General features: G+C 46.0%; 18 protein-coding genes. 7 read left to right on the forward strand and 11 right to left on the reverse strand.

What is annotated here, in order from left to right; genetic code table 11:
• Positions 1-138 precede the first annotated feature (138 nt).
• The 6 genes from ACE1CD_RS10255 to ACE1CD_RS10280 all read right to left on the reverse strand — a co-directional run bounded on the left by ACE1CD_RS10255 (position 139) and on the right by ACE1CD_RS10280 (position 5,136).
• A complete protein-coding gene (locus ACE1CD_RS10255; RefSeq protein WP_374796584.1) occupies positions 139-2,025 on the reverse strand; it encodes a cation:proton antiporter in 1,887 nt (628 codons plus the stop codon).
• Positions 2,026-2,121: 96 nt separating this feature from the next.
• Positions 2,122-2,286 carry a hypothetical protein gene (locus tag ACE1CD_RS10260; RefSeq protein ID WP_374796582.1) on the reverse strand — a complete coding sequence of 55 codons (165 nt, stop codon included), beginning with the start codon at positions 2,284-2,286 and terminating at the stop codon, positions 2,122-2,124.
• A gap of 139 nt (positions 2,287-2,425) precedes the next feature.
• On the reverse strand, positions 2,426-2,653 hold the full coding sequence (locus tag ACE1CD_RS10265; protein WP_374796580.1) for a hypothetical protein: 228 nt from the start codon (positions 2,651-2,653) through the stop codon (positions 2,426-2,428).
• A gap of 100 nt (positions 2,654-2,753) precedes the next feature.
• Positions 2,754-3,911: a murein transglycosylase A gene (locus ACE1CD_RS10270; RefSeq protein WP_374823704.1), complete on the reverse strand. Its 1,158-nt coding sequence runs from the start codon at positions 3,909-3,911 to the stop codon at positions 2,754-2,756.
• Positions 3,908-4,168 carry a hypothetical protein gene (locus ACE1CD_RS10275; RefSeq protein ID WP_374796576.1) on the reverse strand — a complete coding sequence of 87 codons (261 nt, stop codon included), beginning with the start codon at positions 4,166-4,168 and terminating at the stop codon, positions 3,908-3,910. Before ACE1CD_RS10275 ends, ACE1CD_RS10270 begins: the two co-directional genes overlap by 4 nt.
• Positions 4,169-4,365: 197 nt before the next feature.
• Positions 4,366-5,136 (reverse strand): hypothetical protein, encoded by a 771-nt coding sequence (locus ACE1CD_RS10280; protein ID WP_374796574.1) that lies wholly within the window; start codon positions 5,134-5,136, stop codon positions 4,366-4,368.
• A gap of 569 nt (positions 5,137-5,705) precedes the next feature.
• On the opposite strand from ACE1CD_RS10280, the gene ACE1CD_RS10285 reads away from it, so the two are divergent.
• Positions 5,706-6,557: an ADP-ribosylglycohydrolase family protein gene (locus ACE1CD_RS10285; RefSeq protein ID WP_374796572.1), complete on the forward strand. Its 852-nt coding sequence runs from the start codon at positions 5,706-5,708 to the stop codon at positions 6,555-6,557.
• A gap of 48 nt (positions 6,558-6,605) precedes the next feature.
• On the opposite strand, the gene ACE1CD_RS10290 is transcribed toward ACE1CD_RS10285, so the two are convergent.
• The 4 genes from ACE1CD_RS10290 to ACE1CD_RS10305 form a co-directional block, all read right to left on the reverse strand.
• Positions 6,606-6,977, reverse strand: coding sequence for a Mo-dependent nitrogenase C-terminal domain-containing protein (locus tag ACE1CD_RS10290; protein WP_374796570.1), 372 nt, complete (start codon positions 6,975-6,977; stop codon positions 6,606-6,608).
• Positions 6,978-7,506: 529 nt separating this feature from the next.
• The gene (locus ACE1CD_RS10295) at positions 7,507-9,267 is read right to left on the reverse strand and encodes a ribonuclease J (protein ID WP_374796568.1); all 1,761 of its coding nucleotides are present in this window, start codon (positions 9,265-9,267) and stop codon (positions 7,507-7,509) included.
• Positions 9,268-9,437: 170 nt separating this feature from the next.
• Positions 9,438-10,322 (reverse strand): 4-hydroxy-tetrahydrodipicolinate synthase, encoded by an 885-nt coding sequence (dapA, locus tag ACE1CD_RS10300; RefSeq protein WP_374823707.1) that lies wholly within the window; start codon positions 10,320-10,322, stop codon positions 9,438-9,440.
• 104 nt (positions 10,323-10,426) lie between these two features.
• Complete coding sequence (locus tag ACE1CD_RS10305) at positions 10,427-11,470, reverse strand: aspartate-semialdehyde dehydrogenase (protein WP_374796564.1); 1,044 nt, start codon at positions 11,468-11,470, stop codon at positions 10,427-10,429.
• A gap of 769 nt (positions 11,471-12,239) precedes the next feature.
• On the opposite strand from ACE1CD_RS10305, the gene tig reads away from it, so the two are divergent.
• The 4 genes from tig to ACE1CD_RS10325 all read left to right on the forward strand — a co-directional run bounded on the left by tig (position 12,240) and on the right by ACE1CD_RS10325 (position 17,613).
• Complete coding sequence (gene tig / locus ACE1CD_RS10310) at positions 12,240-13,718, forward strand: trigger factor (RefSeq protein ID WP_374797057.1); 1,479 nt, start codon at positions 12,240-12,242, stop codon at positions 13,716-13,718.
• A 390-nt stretch (positions 13,719-14,108) separates the two neighbouring features.
• Positions 14,109-14,813 carry an ATP-dependent Clp endopeptidase proteolytic subunit ClpP gene (clpP, locus tag ACE1CD_RS10315; protein WP_374796562.1) on the forward strand — a complete coding sequence of 235 codons (705 nt, stop codon included), beginning with the start codon at positions 14,109-14,111 and terminating at the stop codon, positions 14,811-14,813.
• A gap of 480 nt (positions 14,814-15,293) precedes the next feature.
• Complete coding sequence (clpX, locus tag ACE1CD_RS10320) at positions 15,294-16,637, forward strand: ATP-dependent protease ATP-binding subunit ClpX (protein ID WP_374796560.1); 1,344 nt, start codon at positions 15,294-15,296, stop codon at positions 16,635-16,637.
• A gap of 115 nt (positions 16,638-16,752) precedes the next feature.
• Positions 16,753-17,613 (forward strand): alpha/beta fold hydrolase, encoded by an 861-nt coding sequence (locus tag ACE1CD_RS10325; RefSeq protein WP_374823710.1) that lies wholly within the window; start codon positions 16,753-16,755, stop codon positions 17,611-17,613.
• 291 nt (positions 17,614-17,904) lie between these two features.
• Here the strand turns inward: ACE1CD_RS10325 and ACE1CD_RS10330 are convergent, their stop codons facing one another.
• Positions 17,905-18,888, reverse strand: a complete 984-nt coding sequence (locus ACE1CD_RS10330) for a GntR family transcriptional regulator (RefSeq protein ID WP_374796556.1) — start codon at positions 18,886-18,888, stop codon at positions 17,905-17,907.
• A 284-nt stretch (positions 18,889-19,172) separates the two neighbouring features.
• Here ACE1CD_RS10330 and ACE1CD_RS10335 point away from each other — a divergent pair, with 284 nt between their 5' ends.
• Together ACE1CD_RS10335 and ACE1CD_RS10340 are read left to right on the forward strand one after the other, a co-directional pair.
• Complete coding sequence (locus ACE1CD_RS10335) at positions 19,173-20,393, forward strand: RNA-guided endonuclease InsQ/TnpB family protein (protein WP_374823713.1); 1,221 nt, start codon at positions 19,173-19,175, stop codon at positions 20,391-20,393.
• 267 nt (positions 20,394-20,660) lie between these two features.
• Complete coding sequence (locus tag ACE1CD_RS10340; protein WP_374796554.1) at positions 20,661-20,810, forward strand: hypothetical protein; 150 nt, start codon at positions 20,661-20,663, stop codon at positions 20,808-20,810.

A 20,810-nucleotide genomic window follows, 5' to 3' on the forward strand; every position in this document is an offset into this window, starting at 1 on the left:
GAGGGGGGGAGTGAGGGAGTGGGAGAGTGGGGGAGCAGGGGAGCGAAAGAATTAATATTTTCCCTTTTCTTTTTGACTTTTGACTTTTGACTTTTGACTTTTGACTTTTGACTTTTGACTTTTGACTTTCCCTAGTCCCTAACCCCTAATTGGCACTTCTTCAACTTCAGGTAACTTTTCCAGACTGAGGCGAGAAGAAGGACTCGCGCCGGATAAACGTTTGAGTAAGTTGGGTCTGGGGTCGTGCAACAGATAAATAATGCGATCGCCCGTCTGCCATTCTTCTGTTGCCGGAACTACCAAAAAGCGATCGTCTCTTTCCATTAACAATGGCATCAAATCTCCAGAACTAATCAGCACCTGAAGATGTGCCTGCTGAAACGCAAATCCATCTTCTTTGAGAGCAGTTTTGCCCAGCCTTACTTTACCTTCACTCAGGTACTCATTCCAAGTCTTAATTTGTAAATGCGAGACAAAAGCTTGCTGTACTTTCGCTTTATTGTTAGCCGTACTGGCTTGAGGATCGCGAGGAAATACTGCCAAAACTCTGGGGGGTGCGAACTCTTCTGCCGCTCGTTGAGCTAAGACTAAATTTACCTCTCCATTGCTGGTCATAGCTAGAAAAGTTCCCACTGATGTCAGCCCTGCCTCTTCCAAAACGCGGGTATCGAGACCGCTGCTTAAAAAAACGCGCAGACCTTGCTCTTCGGCGATTCGGCAAGCTTCCGGATCGGTATCGATCAGTACAACTGACTCACCCCGATCTTGAAATAAATGGGCAATCAATCGACTTAAAGAATTACAACCGATGATGACAACCCCCGTTGCTTCCTGTGAGGTGATTTGCAGCGCTCTCGCTACCCAACTAGCCGTCAGCCCTTGCAGAAATACAGTCATCATAATAGTGAGGAAGACAAGAGCTTTGATAGAATCTCCACCATTTATTCCCCGTTGGGTTAACAGAATGGAAAACAGAGAAGCAACAGAAGCCGAGACAATTCCTCTCGGAGCAATCCAGCTGACAAATAGTTTTTGTCGCCAATTCAAGTCGCTATTCAAGGTACACAAGCTGATGCTCAGGGGACGCACCACAAACATCAGTACCAAGACAGTATATAAGCTGCCCCAGCCAAGGGCAAGCACGCTATCGAGTGAAAGATCTGCTGAAAGAAGGATAAACAAAACCGAGACGCTGAGGATTGTCAGCTGACCTTTAAACCGTCGCAACAACCTTTCTTCAGGAACAGAAGAAGCGTTGAGGACAATTCCTGCGACTACGGTTGCCATCAGCCCCGATTCGCTGCGAATCGATTGCGCTAATCCAAATAAGCTCCACAAACCGGCTAAAACTACCAAATTTTTCAAATCTTCTGATAAAAAATTGCCGCGTTTGAGAATAAAACCTAGTAGCCAGCCACCAGCAGCACCAATAGCACCCCCAATACCCAGACGCAGAAATAAGCCGCTGATGGCGATCGAAGGATTGGCGTGTGCGTTTAAAATCGTGTCCAGCACGACCACTGCCAGAATTGCGCCCACAGGATCGATGAGAACTCCTTCTCCTTCCAGCAGAGCAGCAACTTGTCGATCGACTTTGACGTGTTTGAGGAGGGGACTGACGACGGTGGGGCCGGTTACTACTACCAGAGAAGCATAAAGAAATGCGATCGGCCAAGGGAACTCACCCAACCAGTGTGCCGCCATCCCGCCTCCTATTAGGGTAATCAGAGTCCCCAAGGTGACTAAATTTCGCAGGCTACCGGAAACCTTACCCAAATCTCGCAGTTCCAAATTTAGACCGCCCTCAAACAGGATCACGGCTACGCACAGGGCAACAATAACTTCCAGACCCGTACTCAGCAAGTTAGGATGCAGTAACCCAGAAACATCTGGCCCCAGCACAATGCCAAACAGCAACAAGAAGACAATGCTAGGAACTTTCAGGAATGCAGCCAAAACCTGAGCTAGCGTGCCTGCAAGGACGGCTATGACGATTTGCAAGGTTATTTGAAAAGATGCTTCCATAAGTCTTCTTGTCGCAGCCGATCGATTAGGTATAAATACTTGCTTTACTAGCTTAATCAGGGAAAGGGAAGATTTCGGTGAAGGTTTCACTGGAGATTAGGCCACTTTCCTACTGGATTCTCCAGTTTTGCTAGCGCATCTACCAAAAGGCGTAATTTCGTAAAAATTTTTGGGTGAAAAAGGCTCGATATCTCGGTCTTGGTATTTTAGCATCTGGATGGAAAAGCGATCGATCTGAGGTACGTAGTTGCGCTTTAGCACCCTAGTGTAAGTACGTACTTAAAATCATCTTTGATTGGTAATACTATTTAGAGATGATGGCAGACTGCGGTAGGATGCGTCAAATACCATAATTGTGCAGATAATCACTAATTTTATCCTCTGATGCACCCTATTTAATTTAGCGAAATAATCCGGCTGATTTTAGCCAGTCCATTAACTGGGCAATTCCACCAGATGCTAAACCGACCGCAGTTGCTAGCTGTGTAGCAATTTCAATAATTTGTTTAAAGGTAACGCTTTTATCCTTAGCATCTTGAATTTCTGCTTTTTGTTGCCTAATTTCGTTATTAATATTAATCACTATCACTTCCTTATTGTGGCTAGGACAATTGGCTATACTTTCCATTTGATTGATTCAACGATATCACTCATCGCTTTTCGATCGCAAAAACCGGGTTTCTTTTACCGCCAGCAAAGAAACCCGGTTTATTTTCCCAAAAACAATCTCAGTTTTTCAGAAGCAGATAATAAAGTTCGCCATTTGAGTTGATCCTACCAGCCCGCTCGCCTGCCTCCGTCCCTGTGCCCATAAAAATATCCACGCGACCCGGCCCTCTAATCGCTCCGCCGGTATCCTGATCGAGGACGTAACGACTGACTTGTCGTTGCTCTAATTCCCCGTTCCGACTGGGAAAAGGTATCTGGGCATGAATTAGGGCCAAAGCTCCTGGCGGCATTAAAGATTTATCGGTGGCAATAGAACGTTCCGCAGTTACTGGCACAGACAAGCTACCCGTTGCAGCAGCACCGCCTGTTTCCCGGAAAAACACAAAACCGGGATTGCGCGGCAAATAGCGATTCAATTCCTCTGGGGATGAATCGAAATATTCGATCACTCTCGGTAAGGTCAAGCCTGCCAGGTTCATTTTGCCATCGTTGACCAGTTCTCGACCGACACTTCTGTAAGGTCGATCGGTCTTACCGGCAAAACCGACTGTCATAATGCTACCATCGGTCATTTGCAGTCGTGCGGAACCTTGTATCTGTACCAGAAAAGCTTCCAAACGATAGCGCAACCAAACTAATTCCAAGCCTCGCAAGCGACCGTCTCCCGACAATCCATCTGCCCCTTCGAGCTGAAGTCGGGTGGGGTGCGGACGCGACCACCTACTGAAGTTGGGGGGTAACCGATATAGTGGATAACGATACTCTTGTGTGGGGACGCGACTGGCTGTGTAGGTAGGTTCAAAATAACCTGTGAAACCTACAGTTCCCCGACCATCTTTACCAGTCGCACGGTAAAACACAAATTCCTCTCGTACAGCAGCTTGCAGTTCTTCCGGCGAGTTGGAAGAGAGAACTAGCTCGCGGAAACGTTCTAAACTGCGAATAACGCGATCGCGTGTAATTCCACGCACCGGATATCGTCGGTAGGCTGTTATTGCTCTCGGCGATCGCAAATAGCTCATACTGTGGTCAATGGCAGTCAACAGCGCTTGTCTATCCCCCTTTTGGCCGGAATTTCTCCAGATTTGCTCATCCAAACCCAATTCTTCCTGCCGATCCGGACTGACAACTTGTAGGGGCACAATGGAAAGAACCGGCAAAAAACTACCAAATGCAATGCCCAAACTGAGGGCCACAGAAGCCAGAGTCTTTATCATTCTACGTAGGAGCGATCGATACTGGATTTATAGATTGGTGTGACGCGAATCGCCACAATTCGAGATGGACGCGCCACCATATACTCTCCCTCTATTGTTTTGAGGGGAACGTTAATAAAGTCGTTCGAGGCTGATTTCGGCACCAAATCGCCACTATACCACTTTTGGAATTCTTGAATAGTCTTGAAACGAACTTCTTCCCGGTGACCACCCTCTAGTAACAGGTGTACGGCAAATTCGTCAGGAGTTCTGGGCATAAGCTTGAATTATGTTTACTGCATCGAAAATATTATGGGCTGCATCGGGGACTGCGATCCAAAAAGTCTTTGCTCGGAGTCAAAATCAGGTTTGTGCGATCGTTCCCAACCTATATTATCGACTTCCGTTCCCAGAAACCCGCTTTCTTTTGAACCCATGTATTTTTTCGCTCGACTCTTCTTTCAGGAGGAGATCGCTAAAATAAATTAAACCGCTGCAATTGAGCTTCAATGACTTGGGGAAGTATTTTAGCCAATTCTGCTGCGTTTTTAAACAATAGCTGTTGATAGTTCGGCAAATCGAACGGATAGAGCCCTGTCATATCTTTTCGCTCCATCTGCGCTAGTAAGATTTGCTCTGTGCGCTTGTTTTGGAGAGCGTAGCCTACTTCCAAGCAAACTTTGGGGCTGGGTAAGATCTGGCGAGCGGTTCCCGTTCCTTCAATGCTAGCGATCGGTGTACCGTCAGCTATAAATAACAAGCTTTTACGTATCTTACGCATTACCGAGCTGTTCAGCCGGATGGGGCTATCCGTGGGACGTTGGGATTCTTCTAATTTAAGCGGCAGGCGCGATCGCTTGTTGAGTTTTTCTAGAGTTTCCAGCAGCTCTTGCCGCAGTGCTTCGCTGGAGGCTGCATACTCAGTTTGATGGCACAAAAAGATTATCGGATCTAGCTGCCCCATCACCGCTTGTTTGGTGAAGTAAATTTCGTGACTGCTTAAATCTATGTTGGAAATGGCATATCCGCCGCTCCCTTCTATGTAAAACTCAACGATTTCCCCGTCCAGGTAGCGCCCAAACCAAGCCGATCGTTTCACTTCTTCGCTGTCTTCTAAAAAGTCGGCTCGCAAACCAGTTTTCAACAGACTATTTTTGCTAAGGCGCAAGTCTTGGGGGCGCTTTTCTAGTTCTTTTACTGGCTCGTACTTTTCCAGATACCAAGCTCTCAGAGCAATTATGGCCATGTCGCCCTATCAAATTCTCCCTGAAATACAACAACACCCAAGCCCTTACTTGCTGAGTGATTTCCTTCTATTTGGTAATTCTATCTAGAGTTGCACTGATTTAACAATTCACCGACTTTCGGTAAAAACAATCAGTTCTATAGCTCTCTATCAACCATTTTAGGAAATATCAACTTCTGGGTTGGGTGTTATTGTATTTGGACGAGACAGATTAAAATTAAACAGCGCTTTTTTCCTCTTAACTCAGTTTCACTTGGCTGTTTGGTCTGCCAGGGAAGCTTTTCTTGCTTCTATTCTTAATTTACCACCCACACCAAAAGGCAGCAACCCTGTGCAATTAAACTTTACCTTTTTGTCTCTTACCAGTTGCTAAAACTTTTATCTAATTTCTCAAAAGCCTTACTTCACAAAGCTTTGCGCTTATTTATTTAGTAATATATCGCCTCTTTTAAAATTGAAGTAATTGCTCATATTATGTAAATAATTGTAAATATATTTTTTAATTCAATTTGCTAATTATAAATTCAAATATGTATATTAATTATGTTACATAAATAATACAAAAACCTATGTTGCTGGAATTAGCGATCGCAGATGCCTACGGTGCAGGTTTTGAATACGCTGATGAGACGATCGATCTTGGCTACAACGATTTGAGCAGATATGTGCAGAATCCCAGACACCCGCTCACACCAGGCTGCTATACTGACGACACACAGATGAGCATAGCGATCGCAGAAGCGATCGTAGCTGGAAAACCCTGGACACCGGAAGTCTTGGCCAAATGGTTTGTCACCGCCTTTAAAAGAGATCCCAGAGAAGGTTACGCTCACAGGTTTTACCATTTTTTGCTCGAAATTAGCGATGGAGAAGAGTTTTTAGCGAAAATAAACCCTAATAGCGACAAAAGCGGAGCAGCGATGCGTGCTGCTCCGATAGGCGTTTTCCCGACAGTAGAGAAAGTAATGGAATATGCAAAAATCCAGGCGGCCATCACTCATAATACGCCGGATGGAATTAACGCCGCCACAGCCGCTGCTCTCATGTCCCATTACTTTATTTACCGACTGGGAGCAAAAAGTAAGTTAGGGCAGTTTGTAGAGGAGTACGTACCCGGTGAATGGTCGAAACCGTGGCAAGGAAAGGTGAAATCGAAAGGTTGGATGAGCGTAAGGGCAGCAATTACCGCAGTGATGCGAAATAATTCTCTGAGCGAACTGCTGAAGGATTGTATTTCCTTTGGGGGAGATGTGGATACGGTAGCGACGATCGCACTAGCGGCAGGTTCGTGTAGTGAGGAAATCTCCCAGGATCTTCCAGTTCATCTTATCGAAACCTTGGAGAATGGCTCCTATGGCAGAGATTATCTGATTGAGTTGGATCGGCAGTTAATGAGGAAACTTGAAGAAACCGATCGCTAACAACTAGCAGAGCCACGAAAATTAGCCCTTTCCCTTAATTACCCAAGATTAGCAATAGCTGGATACGTCTTCGCCGCATTCATCCGCCAGGTAGCACAAAGCGCGGAAACGCAAAGTACTTACTTCCTCATAAAGCGGATTGAGCTTGCACATCGGCGGAATGTGAAACAGGGTACGACCGAACACTTTCACATCGCGCTCAAAGGGACACTGCGCGGGAATCATTTGACACAGGCGGTGAGCTAATTCCCGATCTTTAACATCCACTCGCTCCAGTATTCGGCGCAAAGGTTGCAGCAGATCGAACTTCTTCTTTGCAGGGCCCTGCTGCAAAGGTGTTGCGGTTACAAGATCTGCTTGGTCAATCCATGCCCAAGTTGTCAATGTACGATTTTGTATGGTAGAATCAGTTACACTCATTTTTCTTCTCCTTCTTACCAACTAAGGATCTGCTTTCCTCTGTTGGTTAAATACAGCATGACAAATTTAATTACCGGATCGTCACACCCGTTTGGTTGATTTTGGAATGGCGATCGGATTTTAGACGCTGAACTTAGGGTTGATATTTTGCCTCTCTCTAAAGAGAGAGATGGTATATAACAATTTATTTTCCACAACCCAAAAAGTTTTGCGAGGGTAATATTACGGAACTTTTGACTGGAGGTGAGATAAGTAGATTGACTTGAACGCAATCTGGGAAGTTCCGTTACTTCCTTGGAGACAATCTGCGAGGTAGATAATGAAACAATAACAATAGGATCAACATTGCGAAGCTTTACATTACCACACAGAGTTTAACATTTTTTTAAAGTTGTCAAGTGCGTAGGGCAAAATTTTTGCCCTGATTTTGCATAAATCAGTATAAGGGTAGATGACATAAAGACGGTAAAAGGAAAATATTTTCCCTTTACCCTCTTTCCAGAAAACAAGCGATCGCCAAACCAGGAAACTAGGAAGCGACTCTAGCAGTGACGCGACGGCGACGACCTGTAGCTTTAGCTGGAGGTGGTGCATCGGGAATTTGCATCAAAAAGACCAGCAAAGGACGACTTTGGAGTTCGCGGCGCAGCAGTCGCTGTAGCGCTTGTTCGATTTGGACTTGCAAACCGGCCCAGTCCACTTCCAGTTCTTCACCATCAAAAGAACGAGCGAATTCCTGCCAGCGATCGCTCAACAAGTTTTCGATCGTCTGCTGGACAAGCTTTTGCAGCAAAGACCGTTCCACTGTAGTGACCACACCTCTTAAGTGTACTTCCGGCTTAGCCACCAGTTTGCCTTCCCAATCGATCGCACCAGCCACAGTCACAACACCATCTTCTGCCAGCTGTTGGCGTTCCTTGAGAATGCTGTCGTGCAGAACACCGGCGTTATCGACCAGTTGAATACCTGCGGGAACCTTGCCACCAATGCGGATACTATCCTCAGACAATTCCACCACATCGCCATTATCGATTATCACCATATTTTCGGCTGGAATGCCCATATTCTGAGCAGTCTTGGCGTGCTGCACCAGCATCCGGTGTTCCCCGTGTACCGGCAAAAAGAATTTCGGACGAGTCAAAGCGATCATCAGCTTTTGGTCTTCCTGACAACCGTGACCGGAAACGTGAATGCCCTTATCTCTACCGTAGATGACGTTAGCACCCTGCATCATCAACTTATCGATCGTCGTCACAACTGCGATCGTATTTCCCGGAATGGGATTTGCCGAGAAAACTACCGTATCGCCCTTGCGGATTTTAATATGAGGATGTTCTTGATTGGCAATCCGAGTCATCGCCGCCAACGGTTCCCCTTGCGATCCGGTTGTCAAAATCAGAATTTTCTCATCCGGTAAGCTGCGGACAGTGTGCCAAGGTTGCAGCAAATTGTCTTCACATTTTACATAACCGAGATTGCGTGCGTGGGCAATCACATTCAGCATCGATCGACCGATAATCGACACCACCCGATCGTGCTTCTTCGCCAGCTCTAAAATCATACCGATCCGGTGTACCGAAGAAGCGAATGTCGTCACCATCAAGCGTCCCGGTGCTTGGGAGAAAATCCGATCCAAATTCGGATAAACAGACCTTTCCGAAGGAGTCTGACCGGGAACTTCCGAATTAGTCGAATCGCTAATCAAACACAGAACACCCTTTTCCCCGTGTTCGGCTAGCTTTTGCAGATCGAAAAATTCGCCATCCACGGGAGTGTGGTCAATTTTAAAATCACCTGTGTGAATGATGACGCCAGCCGGGGTATGAATAGCGACAGTAAAGCTATCGGAAATCGAGTGAGTATTCCGAATAAATTCCGCGAAAAAGTAAGAACCGATACGAACAATGTCGCGAGGCATAACCGATCGCAATTCGGTGCGGTTAGCAACACCCGCTTCTTCCAGTTTGCCTTGCAACAAAGCCATCGCCAAACGCGGGCCATAAATTACCGGAATATCAAATTGTTTGAGGTGATAGGGAATGCCGCCAATGTGGTCTTCGTGACCGTGGGTGACAATCATACCCTTTATTTTGTGGCGATTTTCCCGCAAATAAGTCAAATCTGGCAAAACAATGTTGACTCCGTGCATCCCCTCGGTGGGAAAAGCCAACCCTGCATCTAATAGCACGATTTCATCGTCGTACTCGAACACGCAAGTATTCTTGCCGATTTCGTGCAGACCGCCGAGAGGAATAATTTTGATAGTTGGGGAATTGCCGTTTTTAGTCATTTGCATCCTTACGATAAGTGTCAAAAAGTGTCAAAAAGTTTCCCTTGCCAATCGTTCGTTGTCGAGCGTTCATTGTTAGTAACTATGAACTGCGAACTGCGAACCATTAGCCATTAGCCATTAGCTAAATTATTCAGTTGTTTAAAAACTTGGCATAAGTATCGTGTCTGCTATAGCAGAGAAAGATCTTTTAGCACAGCTTTTAATTTTTCAGTAATTTCAGTACTTGCTTCGCTTAAAGGTAGGCGGGGGCTACCTACATCCCAACCTTGGAGTTTTAAAGCTGCTTTTACTGGAATCGGATTAGTTGTGGCAAACAGAGCTTTAAACAGCGGAAAAAGTTCCAAATGTATCTGAGATGCTTCTTGAGTTTTTCCTGCAAAAAAAGCTTCAATCATTTGTTTTAACTGCGTTCCCACCACATGACTGGCTACACTTACTACACCTACACCGCCAATTGCAAGCATTGGTAAAGTGAGGGAATCGTCCCCTGAATATATCTCAAATTCCGGAGGAGTTAAACATTTTGTTTGGCTTGCCCGATCCAGATTGCCGCTAGCTTCTTTAATGGCAACGATATTGGGAATTTTAGCTAAGCGGGCAACTGTTTCTGGCAAAAGCTCTTGACCGGTGCGACCCGGTACGTTGTAAAGCATGATCGGCAGATCGGGTGTGGATTGCGCGATCGCTTCAAAATGCCGGTACAGCCCTTCTTGCGGTGGTTTGTTGTAGTACGGAACAACTTGCAAAGAACCATCTAATTCTATTTTAGCGGCTTTTTGCGTAGCTGCGATCGCTTCGCTTGTAGAATTTGAACCTGTGCCTGCCAGCACTTTTGCTTTACCGCCTACTGCCTTTTTTACTACCTGAAATAGTTCGTATTCTTCTGACCAAGTTAACGTTGGCGATTCGCCAGTAGTACCGCACACTACTAAGCCGTCCGAACCGTTATCTACCAGATGGATTGCCAGCTGCTCTGCCACAGCATAATCTACGCTGCCGTCTTGTTTAAACGGCGTAATCATTGCCGTTACAACTCTTCCAAACCTTACCACACTCTTAATAACTCCTCAACAACAGATTTTAGATTTTGGATTTTAGATTTTGGATTTTAGAATAATAATAATTTATCCAAAATCCGTACTTAAAATGACGATAATTAAACAGAAACAGCCGCTGCCGCTGGACGAACCCAATTTTTTGCTACCAACAGTTCTGCTATTTGCACTGCATTTAATGCTGCGCCTTTGCGAATTTGGTCTCCTGAAAGCCAAAATTCTAATCCACCTGGGTTAGAAATATCTTCACGAATTCTCCCCACTAAAACCTCATCTTTACCGCTGGCTTCTATGGGCATCGGGAAATAATTTGCCTGCCAATCTTCGACTAACTGCACCCCCGGAGCCTGACTGAGAATTTCGCGGGCCTTTTCTACAGAAAAAGGTCGATCGAATTCTAGATTAATCGCTTCCGAGTGCGCCCGCAGCACGGGAACCCGCACGCAAGTTGCCGTAATTCTCATCTTTGGAGCGGCGAAGATCTTGCGCGTTTCGTTGACCATTTTCATTTCTTCTTCACAATACCCCAATTCGTTCAACTTAGAGTTGTGGGGGAACAAATTAAACGCCAAGGGGTAGGGAAAAATTTCTTTTTGGGGTGTTTCGCCTGCCAAAATAGCCTTAGCTTGCTCTTTCACTTCCTCCATTGCTCTAGCACCTGCACCGCTAGCAGATTGATAGGTTGCCGCTACCATCCGTTTGACTGGTTGTACCCGATGCAGTGGCCAAACTGCGACAGACATCAAAATAGTTGTGCAATTGGGATTGGCGATAATACCGCGATGGTCAGCTGCCGCCTCTGGGTTTACTTCCGGAACTACCAAAGGAACTTGCGGTTCCATACGGAAAGCGCTGGAGTTATCGACGACTACTGCACCCGCTTCTACCGCTTTGGGAGCCCATGCTTTGGAGGTTGAGCCACCTGCGGAAGCTAAAACGATATCCACGTTCTCGAAAGAACGTTCTCCCACAGGTTCGACAGGCAGCTTTTCTTCGCCAAACTGCATGGTGCGTCCGGCAGAGCGAGGTGAAGCTAGGAGTTTTAAATCGGCCAGCGGGAATTTACGACTTGCCAATAATTCCAGCAACTCAGTACCTACGGCTCCGGTTGCTCCTAAGATGGCGACTCGATAGGATTTTGACAAATTCAGTTCCTCCTCTTGAAAGATTTAAGACGTTTGGGATTTTAAGATAAGGACAATTTTGGACGCGATATTTAAAAGAGTCAACAGGGTTGATAGTGTGTCGGGATGGTTTTTACCGACGATGTTAGCTTTGGGAGACTTTTTATAAAAAAGGAGTGGCTTTGTGTAGGTTATCAGTGGAGGGAGAAGCATTGGAGGTGAAATTCACCCCTACTCCCCCCATAAATAAGTAGATTTTTTAATTTATATATCTTATTGAGTCATGTACTATGGTGTATTCAGAAAACTGGTTTTTGTTTCTAAGCCCTTATATAAATTTTACATAATTATCTTGCCAAAATTGAAACGATCGCCAGCGCTCGTGAGAAATGAGTATCCAGATGTACTATCATCAGATAGGAAACCAAAGGGACTGGAAATGTTCCCTCCCTTGAGGCTGAAGTCTTAACAGGCTTCCAGCTACGGTAAGTTGGGAGATCCCATCGCCGGTTGCTTGCACCAGCATATCACGCTGAGAGAGATCTGTTGGAGGTTAAGTGCGATCTGGCACCAGTTGCTCGTCAAGGGTGTCGCAAGATGAAGCGGAAAATTATCTTGTCCCCTTCCTTGTCGGTCTCAACCAACTCCTGAAGAGTGCAAGAGTTGGGGTTGGGGGTGAAATAACCCGCGCTTTAACCTCAGACGATCCCAGACAGGGTTTGGAATCTGTCGTTGCAGCCCCGGTATGATTGGAAAAATTGCAGCAGTTATCGTCAAAGAAAAAATAGGCATGAAAGTTACCCAGGAAAAGCTTCCCCAGAGCCAGATTGGCTTGGAAATAGAAATTTCGCCCGAAATGTCCAAAAAGGCTTACGAGCAAGTTTTTCAAGACCTTGCCCGCTCGGCCAACATCCCTGGGTTTCGTAAAGGTAAGGTTCCTCGCCACATCCTGCTACAGCGCTTTGGCTCGACGCGACTAAAAGCAGCGGCTTTGGAAGAACTAATTCGGGATGGAGTTAAAGAAGCAATCAAACAAGAGTCGATCGAAGCTATTGGCAACTACCAGCTGCGTTCTGACTTCGATGGATTGGTGAATCAGTTTGAACCTGGAAAAGCTCTGACTTTCTCAGCCACAGTCGATGTACCGCCAGTAGTAAACCTGAAAGAGTACACTGGTTTACAACTAAAGGCAGAAGAAGTCAAGTACGATCCCAGCTCGGTAGACAAGTTTTTAGAAGAGCGTCGGAAAGAACACGCCACGTTAGTGCCAGTATCGGGACGCTTGGCGCAATGGGGAGATACCGCAGTAGTTGATTTTAAAGGTCGGCTGACTGGCACTGGCGAGGGTGAAGGTGAAGCAGGTGGGGAAATTCCCGGCGGAGAAGCCCAAGATTTTCAGGTAGAGTTAGCCGAAGGCCGCTTTATTAAAGGTTTCGTTGATGGCATAGTGGGACTGAATGTGGGAGAAACAAAAGAAATTTCCGTCCAATTCCCCGCAGACTATCCGCAAAAAGATTTGGCTGATAAGCCGGCGATATTTGAGGTGACGCTGAAAGACCTCAAAGAAAAAGAGCTGCCCGAACTCAACGATGACTTTGCCGATGAAGTGAGCGAGTTCCAAACATTAGAAGAATTGCGCTCTCATTTGGAATCGAGGTTTCAGGAGCAAGCGGAAAGCAAAACTAAGGCTAACAAGCAGGAAGTGCTGCTGAACGAACTGCTCCAGCAGGTGGAAGTCGATTTGCCGCAAACGCTGATCGAGGAAGAAATTAATGAATTGGTGACGCAAACCGCAATGCGGCTGAGTAACCAGGGAATTGATATCAAGAGGCTGTTTACTCAGGAAATGATACCGCAGTTGCGAGAGCGATCGCGCCCGGAAGCGATCGATCGGATCAAGCGCACTCTAGCACTGCGAGAAATCGGCAAACGGGAATCGATCGAGGTGGAACCCGCAGCCGTAAAAGCACGAGTGCAAGAGCTGCTCGAAGAATACGGGGATGGAAAAGATATAGATCCGCAAAGATTGCAAGAATTTGTCGAAAACGAGCTGCTCACAGAAAAAATCGTCGCTTGGCTGGAAGAACACAGCACGATCGAACTGGTTCCGGAAGGTTCTCTGAGTGCGGCTACCGAAGAAAAACAGTCGGAAGCGGAAGCTAGCGCGACAGCTGAGATAGCTGCTGAAACAGAAACCAGTATAGCCAATGCCGAGGTAGCTGCGGAAGCGGAAATAGCGCCAACTCAAGGCGAACAGCCAGAAGCATAAGCCGCTGGCAAAGCTTCAACCGATCTGCCGAGATCGAAAGAAACGCCGAGAATAGAGGCGCTCTGTCGCGTTTATACTGTGGCAAAACTAAAAATTGCTTGGGCGGCAGTACCGCCCAAGTAACAGTCAAGATAGAATTTGACTTTCAATTTGGTGTCGCTTCCTATATAAACGATGTCGAGATCGCGATCGGCCCAGAGAAGTAGTTATACCACGTCAAAAGGAAAATCGCACTCCTTCGATCTCGGCCATACAAAAATTGAGACTTCCCCCGTAGAGATAGCCAAACACGGTGGATCTTGGCTATAACAAATATAGTTGTCGTTGCGATCGTTTTACATTTTCAGTTCACAGCACGAGTACCAACAGGCACAAGTTTAATAAGGTTTTATGCTCATATCTCAGTCTCCTGACCTCTCTCCCATCAGTTTGCGCTACTCAGACGTATACGACTCATACCGCACCGAAGCAGTCGTACCTATGGTCGTCGAACAGTCTGGTATGGGAGAACGGGCTTTTGACATATACTCGCGCCTGTTGCGGGAGCGCATAGTGTTTTTGGGAACGCCAATTGACGATGAAGTTTCCGACTCCATTGTGGCCCAGTTGCTGTTCCTAGACGCAGAAGATCCCGAAAAAGACATCCAACTGTACATCAACTCCCCAGGAGGATCGGTGACCGCAGGGATGGCAATTTATGACACCATTCAACAAATTCGTCCCAATGTTGTCACCATCTGTTATGGACTGGCTGCCAGTATGGGAGCGTTTTTGTTGGCGGCGGGAACTCGCGGGAAGCGGATGTCTCTAGCCAACTCCCGGATCATGATTCACCAGCCACTAGGCGGTGCCCAAGGTCAGGCGGTTGACATCGAGATCCAAGCCAAGGAAATTCTCTATCACAAACGTAAGCTGAATGAATTACTGGCTTATCATACCGGTCAACCTCTGGAAAAGTTGGAAATCGATACTGACCGCGACTTCTTCATGTCAGCCGCAGAAGCGAAAGAATACGGTATTATCGATGCGGTCATCACTAGGCAGAATCTCCCCAAATCGGGAAATTCTCTTAGTAAGGATAACGGCAGCGTGTAAGCCAGCGGTCTGAAGACCAAGGATGAAATGCGATCGAGTCCGAATTGATTCGCAGTCAAAGTCCTTACACGTTGATATAGAATTTAAGTATGCCCAGGTAGAATAACCGCCAAAACCGCTAAACATTAAACACAGCGGACAGCTTGGAAAAAAAAGGCATGAGGGTGGCGAAAACCTCCGCAAAAATAGCTAGGGAATAGCTACGGAAGTCTAAAGCTTCCCACAATCACACCAGTGAACACTGAGACTCTAAAACGTATCCTGCGGCACGGGAAAACACTAGATAAATATTCTAGTACGCTTGGGGAGACAAGCCCTCTGGGGTTAGCTAAGTTAAGCTAGTCGAACGGTACATTTTGTACGGTTAATTAGTTTAAGAATTGCCGACCAAGGCTAGCTAATTTTAAGGTGTGTCGATGAACCAAGAATTTCTTGAATTATATTCAGGAGATTGTCAACGCACTTCAATAAGAGGCAGCTATGTCACCTAAGTACGACTCCCATTTAAAATGTTCCTTTTGCGGCAAGTCTCAAGAGCAGGTTCGCAAATTGATTGCCGGTCCGGGAGTCTACATTTGTGATGAATGCGTAGATTTGTGTAACGAAATTTTAGATGAGGAACTGTTGGATTCCGGGCCGACATCTCCCCAACCATCAGCAAGGTCAGAACCATCTCAAAAGCGGCGGAACCGATCGTCTCATCTTTCCCTGCATCAAATTCCCAAACCAAGAGAAATAAAAAAATATTTAGACGAACACGTAATCGGCCAAGACGAAGCTAAAAAAGTTCTTTCAGTAGCAGTTTATAACCACTACAAGCGTCTTAGCTTTCAGCAAGCGAAAAACACCGGGAAAGCAGGGCAAGAAGATACAGTAGAAATCCAAAAATCCAATATCCTGCTGATGGGGCCGACTGGCTGCGGGAAAACACTTTTGGCCCAAACTCTGGCAAATATCCTGGATGTGCCGTTTGCAGTAGCCGATGCTACTACGCTCACGGAAGCGGGTTATGTCGGCGAAGATGTGGAAAATATCCTGCTGCGACTGCTGCAAGTGGCAGACTTCGATGTGGAAGAAGCCCAGCGAGGGATCATTTATATCGATGAAATCGATAAGATTGCCCGCAAGAGCGAAAATCCCTCCATTACGCGGGATGTATCTGGCGAGGGCGTCCAGCAAGCGCTGCTGAAGATGCTGGAGGGAACAGTGGCAAACGTACCTCCCCAAGGCGGACGCAAACACCCGTACCAAGACTGCATCCAAATCGATACCAGCAATATCCTGTTTATCTGCGGCGGTGCTTTTGTCGGTTTGGAAAAAGTGGTGGATCAGAGAATTGGCAAAAAGTCAATGGGCTTTGTCCAAGGTGGAGAGCCGATATCGAAAGAAAAACGGACTGCGGACATTCTCAAGCAATTGGAACCGGATGACCTGGTTAAATTTGGCATGATTCCGGAGTTTATTGGTCGCATTCCGGTGATTGCGGTGGTAGATCCACTGGATGAAGAAACTTTGACGGCAATTTTGACTCAGCCGCGCAATGCGCTGGTGAAACAGTACCAGAAGTTGCTGAAGATGGACAACGTGCAGCTCGAGTTTAAGCCGGATGCGATCCGGGCGATCGCGCAAGAAGCATATCGGCGCAAAACTGGTGCTAGGGCGCTACGCGGTATTGTAGAAGAACTGATGCTGGATGTGATGTACGAGCTGCCATCGCGCAAGGATGTTACTCGTTGTGCGATCACAAAGGAAATGGTAGAGAAGCGATCGACCGCCGAACTGCTTGTCCATCCTTCCTCTCTACCCAAGCCCGAATCAGCCTAGTGGATTTTAGATTTTAGATTTTAGATTTTAGATTGGTTGTAACAGGCAAGAATCTGAAATTACAATAAATAGACGATCGATCGAAAATCGAAAATTCAAAATCCAAAATTTAAAAATGCCATTAATTCAAGTTCGAGGCGTCGATCATTATTACGAGTGGATTCGATCGCCAGCAGCAGATAAATCCAAGCCAGTCATGGTTTTCCTGCACGGCTGGGCAGGTTCCGCTAGATATTGGGAAAGTACGGCAAAAGTGCTAGCAGATAATTTTGATTGTTTGCTGTACGATATGCGCGGATTTGGGCGATCGCGTTTGCCATTACCACAAGCTATCGCAAATGCACCTACATTAACATACGAACTAGAAGAGTTTGCCGACGACTTGGCAGAATTATTAAACGCTTTGCAATTGGGGCCCATTTATCTCAATGCTCATTCTATGGGTGCTTCTGTCGCCACCCTATTTTTGAATCGTTACCCAGAAAAAGTAGAAAAAGCCATTTTAACTTGTAGTGGCATTTTTGAATACGACGAAAAAGCATTTGCCGCATTCCATAAATTCGGCGGCTACGTCGTGAAATTCCGTCCCCGTTGGCTGGGAAAAATTCCTTTAGCCGATATCTTCTTTATGAAGCGTTTCTTACATCGCCCCCTACCAAGAGCGATGAGTAAAGCATTTTTGGATGATTTTCTATTAGCAGATTACGAAGCCGCTTTAGGAACAATTTTTACTTCCGTGAGTAAAGAAGCATCTGAAGTAATGCCGCAGGAATTTGCCAAATTATCAGTGCCAACGCTTTTAGTTTCCGGTGAATACGATTTGATTATTCCGGCAGAAATGGGGCGACAAGCGGCTGCTTTAAGTGAAAAAGTGGAGTATGTTCTTATTCCCAATACCGCTCATTTTCCGATGTTGGAAGATGCAGAAACTTATTTACAAAAAGTGCGGGAGTTTTTGGGAATGTCGTGCCAATAAGTAGGTGCAGGTAATCATTTTACCTTTCCTTTGCTCATTGATTTATAGTAAATCCGGGTTGATTACCCCCTGAATGAACTGCGCTCTTCGTCGCGATTCGCGATCGCGAATTAAACGTGATAACACAGCGAAAGACTTTTTCATTTTAGAGCGCGAAGAGAAGAGGAAGAAGATAACGGGGGTAGCTAACCCGGACTTGGTATAAATGCTTTGGGTTTCGCTTCAAAAAGACCAAACCTACAAAGAAATGGCGAGGGTATTGCTGGAGAAAGTAGGTTTGCGATCGAAATATCATCCCAATCCCAATTCGCGTTTGAGCAAATTAATCGACTTAAGGCCAATGTAATTTTCGCAGCAAATTAGCTGAGGCGGACGAATCATATCGTCTCTAGCATCTGCAACTGTCGCTTTTACGGCGCTAAAACTAGCTTGGTCGCTGATAATTGTTCTGGCACTGCGAACTAAGGCGTTAAGCTTGTAGGTGTCTCCGCGTTGAGCGGTCATGACTAGCAAATCGTCGCCTCGGAGACTGTGAATTATTACTTCTGCTGCTCGCAGAATACCAGAACTGAGACTGACAAGACCGACGCAGCTGTCTTTTGGCAAGCTTTTGACCACCTGGATTTCCGAACTGTAGTCGTAGATATCGACGGGGATAACTCGGACTGATTTGGGTGCGACGATCGCTTCTGCTTCTCCGATAAAATAGCGACTGGTCACCACCGTACCACCATGAGTTTGGTCGAGAAATGCGCCTAACTCCTCCAAAGGGACGAGTTGTACGGGTATTTTGAGCGCTTGTTCCAATTCCTGTACCATCAACTCGCCAACGCCAATATCCTGCTTGGGAGCTGTGACTAGCACTCTAGCACTGCAACGCAAGCGCCAGTCGATTTCTCCCAAAAAAAGCTCTCTGGCTTGGTTGAGAGTGCAACCTTCGGCAAGTAGTTTGTCCAAGCTTTCCTGTACAATTTTGTTCGCTTGGGGGTACTGTTGCAGAATAGGTGATTTCAGTCTCGCACCACCTTCATTACCTTGAGCGCGGACGTAAATACCCGACCCGGCGAGAGACTCGACCAATCCGATGTCTTCTAAGTGACGGTATACCTTACTGATGGTGTTGCGATGCAGACCCGTCTGCATGGCTAATGCGCGGGTGCTGGGGAGGCGGTGTCCGGGGGGAAACTGACGGGATGCGATCGCAAACCGAATTTGATTAAATAGCTGTGTTGATGCTGGGATTTCACTATCTGGCTGAATATGAAATTGAACCATCTTAGAGCCTCCAGGGACTCCGATCGAGTTGTTGAAGGGATAATGCGGCGGTAGACACTATAAAATTGTGTTTTTGTCGATATATCTAGTGTATTGTTATCCTGCAAACAGCTTACCGCCTCTAGGGTAGGTAATCCGCACTTGTTAGCACAGACGATCTGAAACTGCATCATACCGAATACTGAGAAAAATAACATTACCGAAAAAGGGGTATAAGGCCCCGTCCTTCCAGGACGGCTTTTCTAGATTTGTGCTATCATCTTATCGTAGCTTCAAACGATAAGATGCTCATCTACGAAGCCAAGTTAGAAGGAACAGACGACCAATACAAAGCTCTTGACGGGGCTATTCGCACTGGCCGTTTTGTGCGTAATTCCATCATTCGTGCTTGGTTGGATGGGCTTGTTAAAAGTCGGAATGATGCCTATAAATACTGCAAAGTATTAGCCGATAATCCGCAATTTCCTTGGGCGAGTTGGTTAAATTCTCAAGCTCGGCAAGCTCATGCTGAAAGAGCTTGGGCAAGCATTGAGAGATTTTATCGCAATTGCAAAGCGCAAGTTAAAGGGAAGAAGGGTTTTCCTCAGTTTAAAAAACATCAAGTAAGAGCATCGGTAGAGTATAAAGTTAGCGGATGGAAACTATCTGATGATAGGCGCTATGTGGAATTCACCGATGGATTTAAGGCAGGCGTATTTAAGCTGTGGGGAACTAGAAATCTGCACTGCTACCAACTAGAACAAATTAAACGGTTAAGAGTGGTCAGGAGGTATGACGGTTATTACGCACAGTTTTTAATCGACCGGAAACGGGAGGAAAATAAGGAATTAACTCTCAGGCAAGTTGGTCTAGACATGGGTTTAAGCCATTTCTTGACAGATAGCTTTGGTGAAAAAGTAGAGAATCCCAGATTCTTCCAGAAAGATGAGCGTAAAATTAAAAGACTACAACGGCGTTTATCTAAAACTCAAAAGGGAAGTAAAAACAGAGCCAAAGCCAGAAATAAATTAGGTAGAGCGCATTTGAAGGTGTCACGCAGGCGTAACGATTGGGTTTGTAAATTAGCCCAGCGCGTCATCAAGTCTAACGACTTAGTAGCGATTGAAAACCTGAATGTGCGTAACATGGTCAAGAACCACTGTTTAGCTAGATCGATATCTGATGCTGCATGGTACAGGTTTCGAGAGTGGTTAGAGTACTTTGGTGTTGTGTATGGTATTCCGGTTATAGCTGTTAATCCGAGTTATACCACTCAAGATTGCTCGAAGTGTGGCGCGACTGTAGTCAAAACACTCTCGTCTAGAACTCATAAATGCCCTCATTGTGGGTTTGTGGCAGATAGGGACTTCAATGCGGCGTTGAATATTTTAAAGTCAGCCTTAAGAGAATGGGCAAATACGGTGGGGCGCACCGAATTTCAAGTCTCTGGAGAGATTCCCCTCTGTTTGGATGCGGAAACGCAGCTAAGTAAGGGAACTCGACGAAAGAGAAAGTCTAGTCAGTGATGGCTAGAATCCCCGTGCGTTTACGCCGGGGAGAACGTCAACAGAATGGGTGATATATAGAACCACAACATAGCTATTATTCAAAAAAATAATATGCTCGAATTTTCATTTTAAATAAAGTACGATTGTCGCCTAAATTATTGCTTATTATAATGGCTAATATCCACCCTGACGGGCAGGTGTAATAGAGTGGTTATTGGCATGAATATGTAACTTTTTATGGTAGTTTGATGCACAATTATTAAACCTGAAAAATTATTTCAGCTTTTGAAGCGTCTTGGAGGAAATGGAAGAGCAGTTATTCTTTCTACATCTATCTTGCGGAAGAATCGGGCGATCGCATACGCACAGACGCGGGTGGAAAGCAGAAAGGCGTACAAGAAGTGGCCGATCGCATTCGTAGCTTTCTCAATCTAG

It is taken from the genome of Aerosakkonema sp. BLCC-F183, from assembly GCF_041929145.1.
Taxonomy (GTDB): Bacteria; Cyanobacteriota; Cyanobacteriia; order Cyanobacteriales; family Aerosakkonemataceae; genus Aerosakkonema.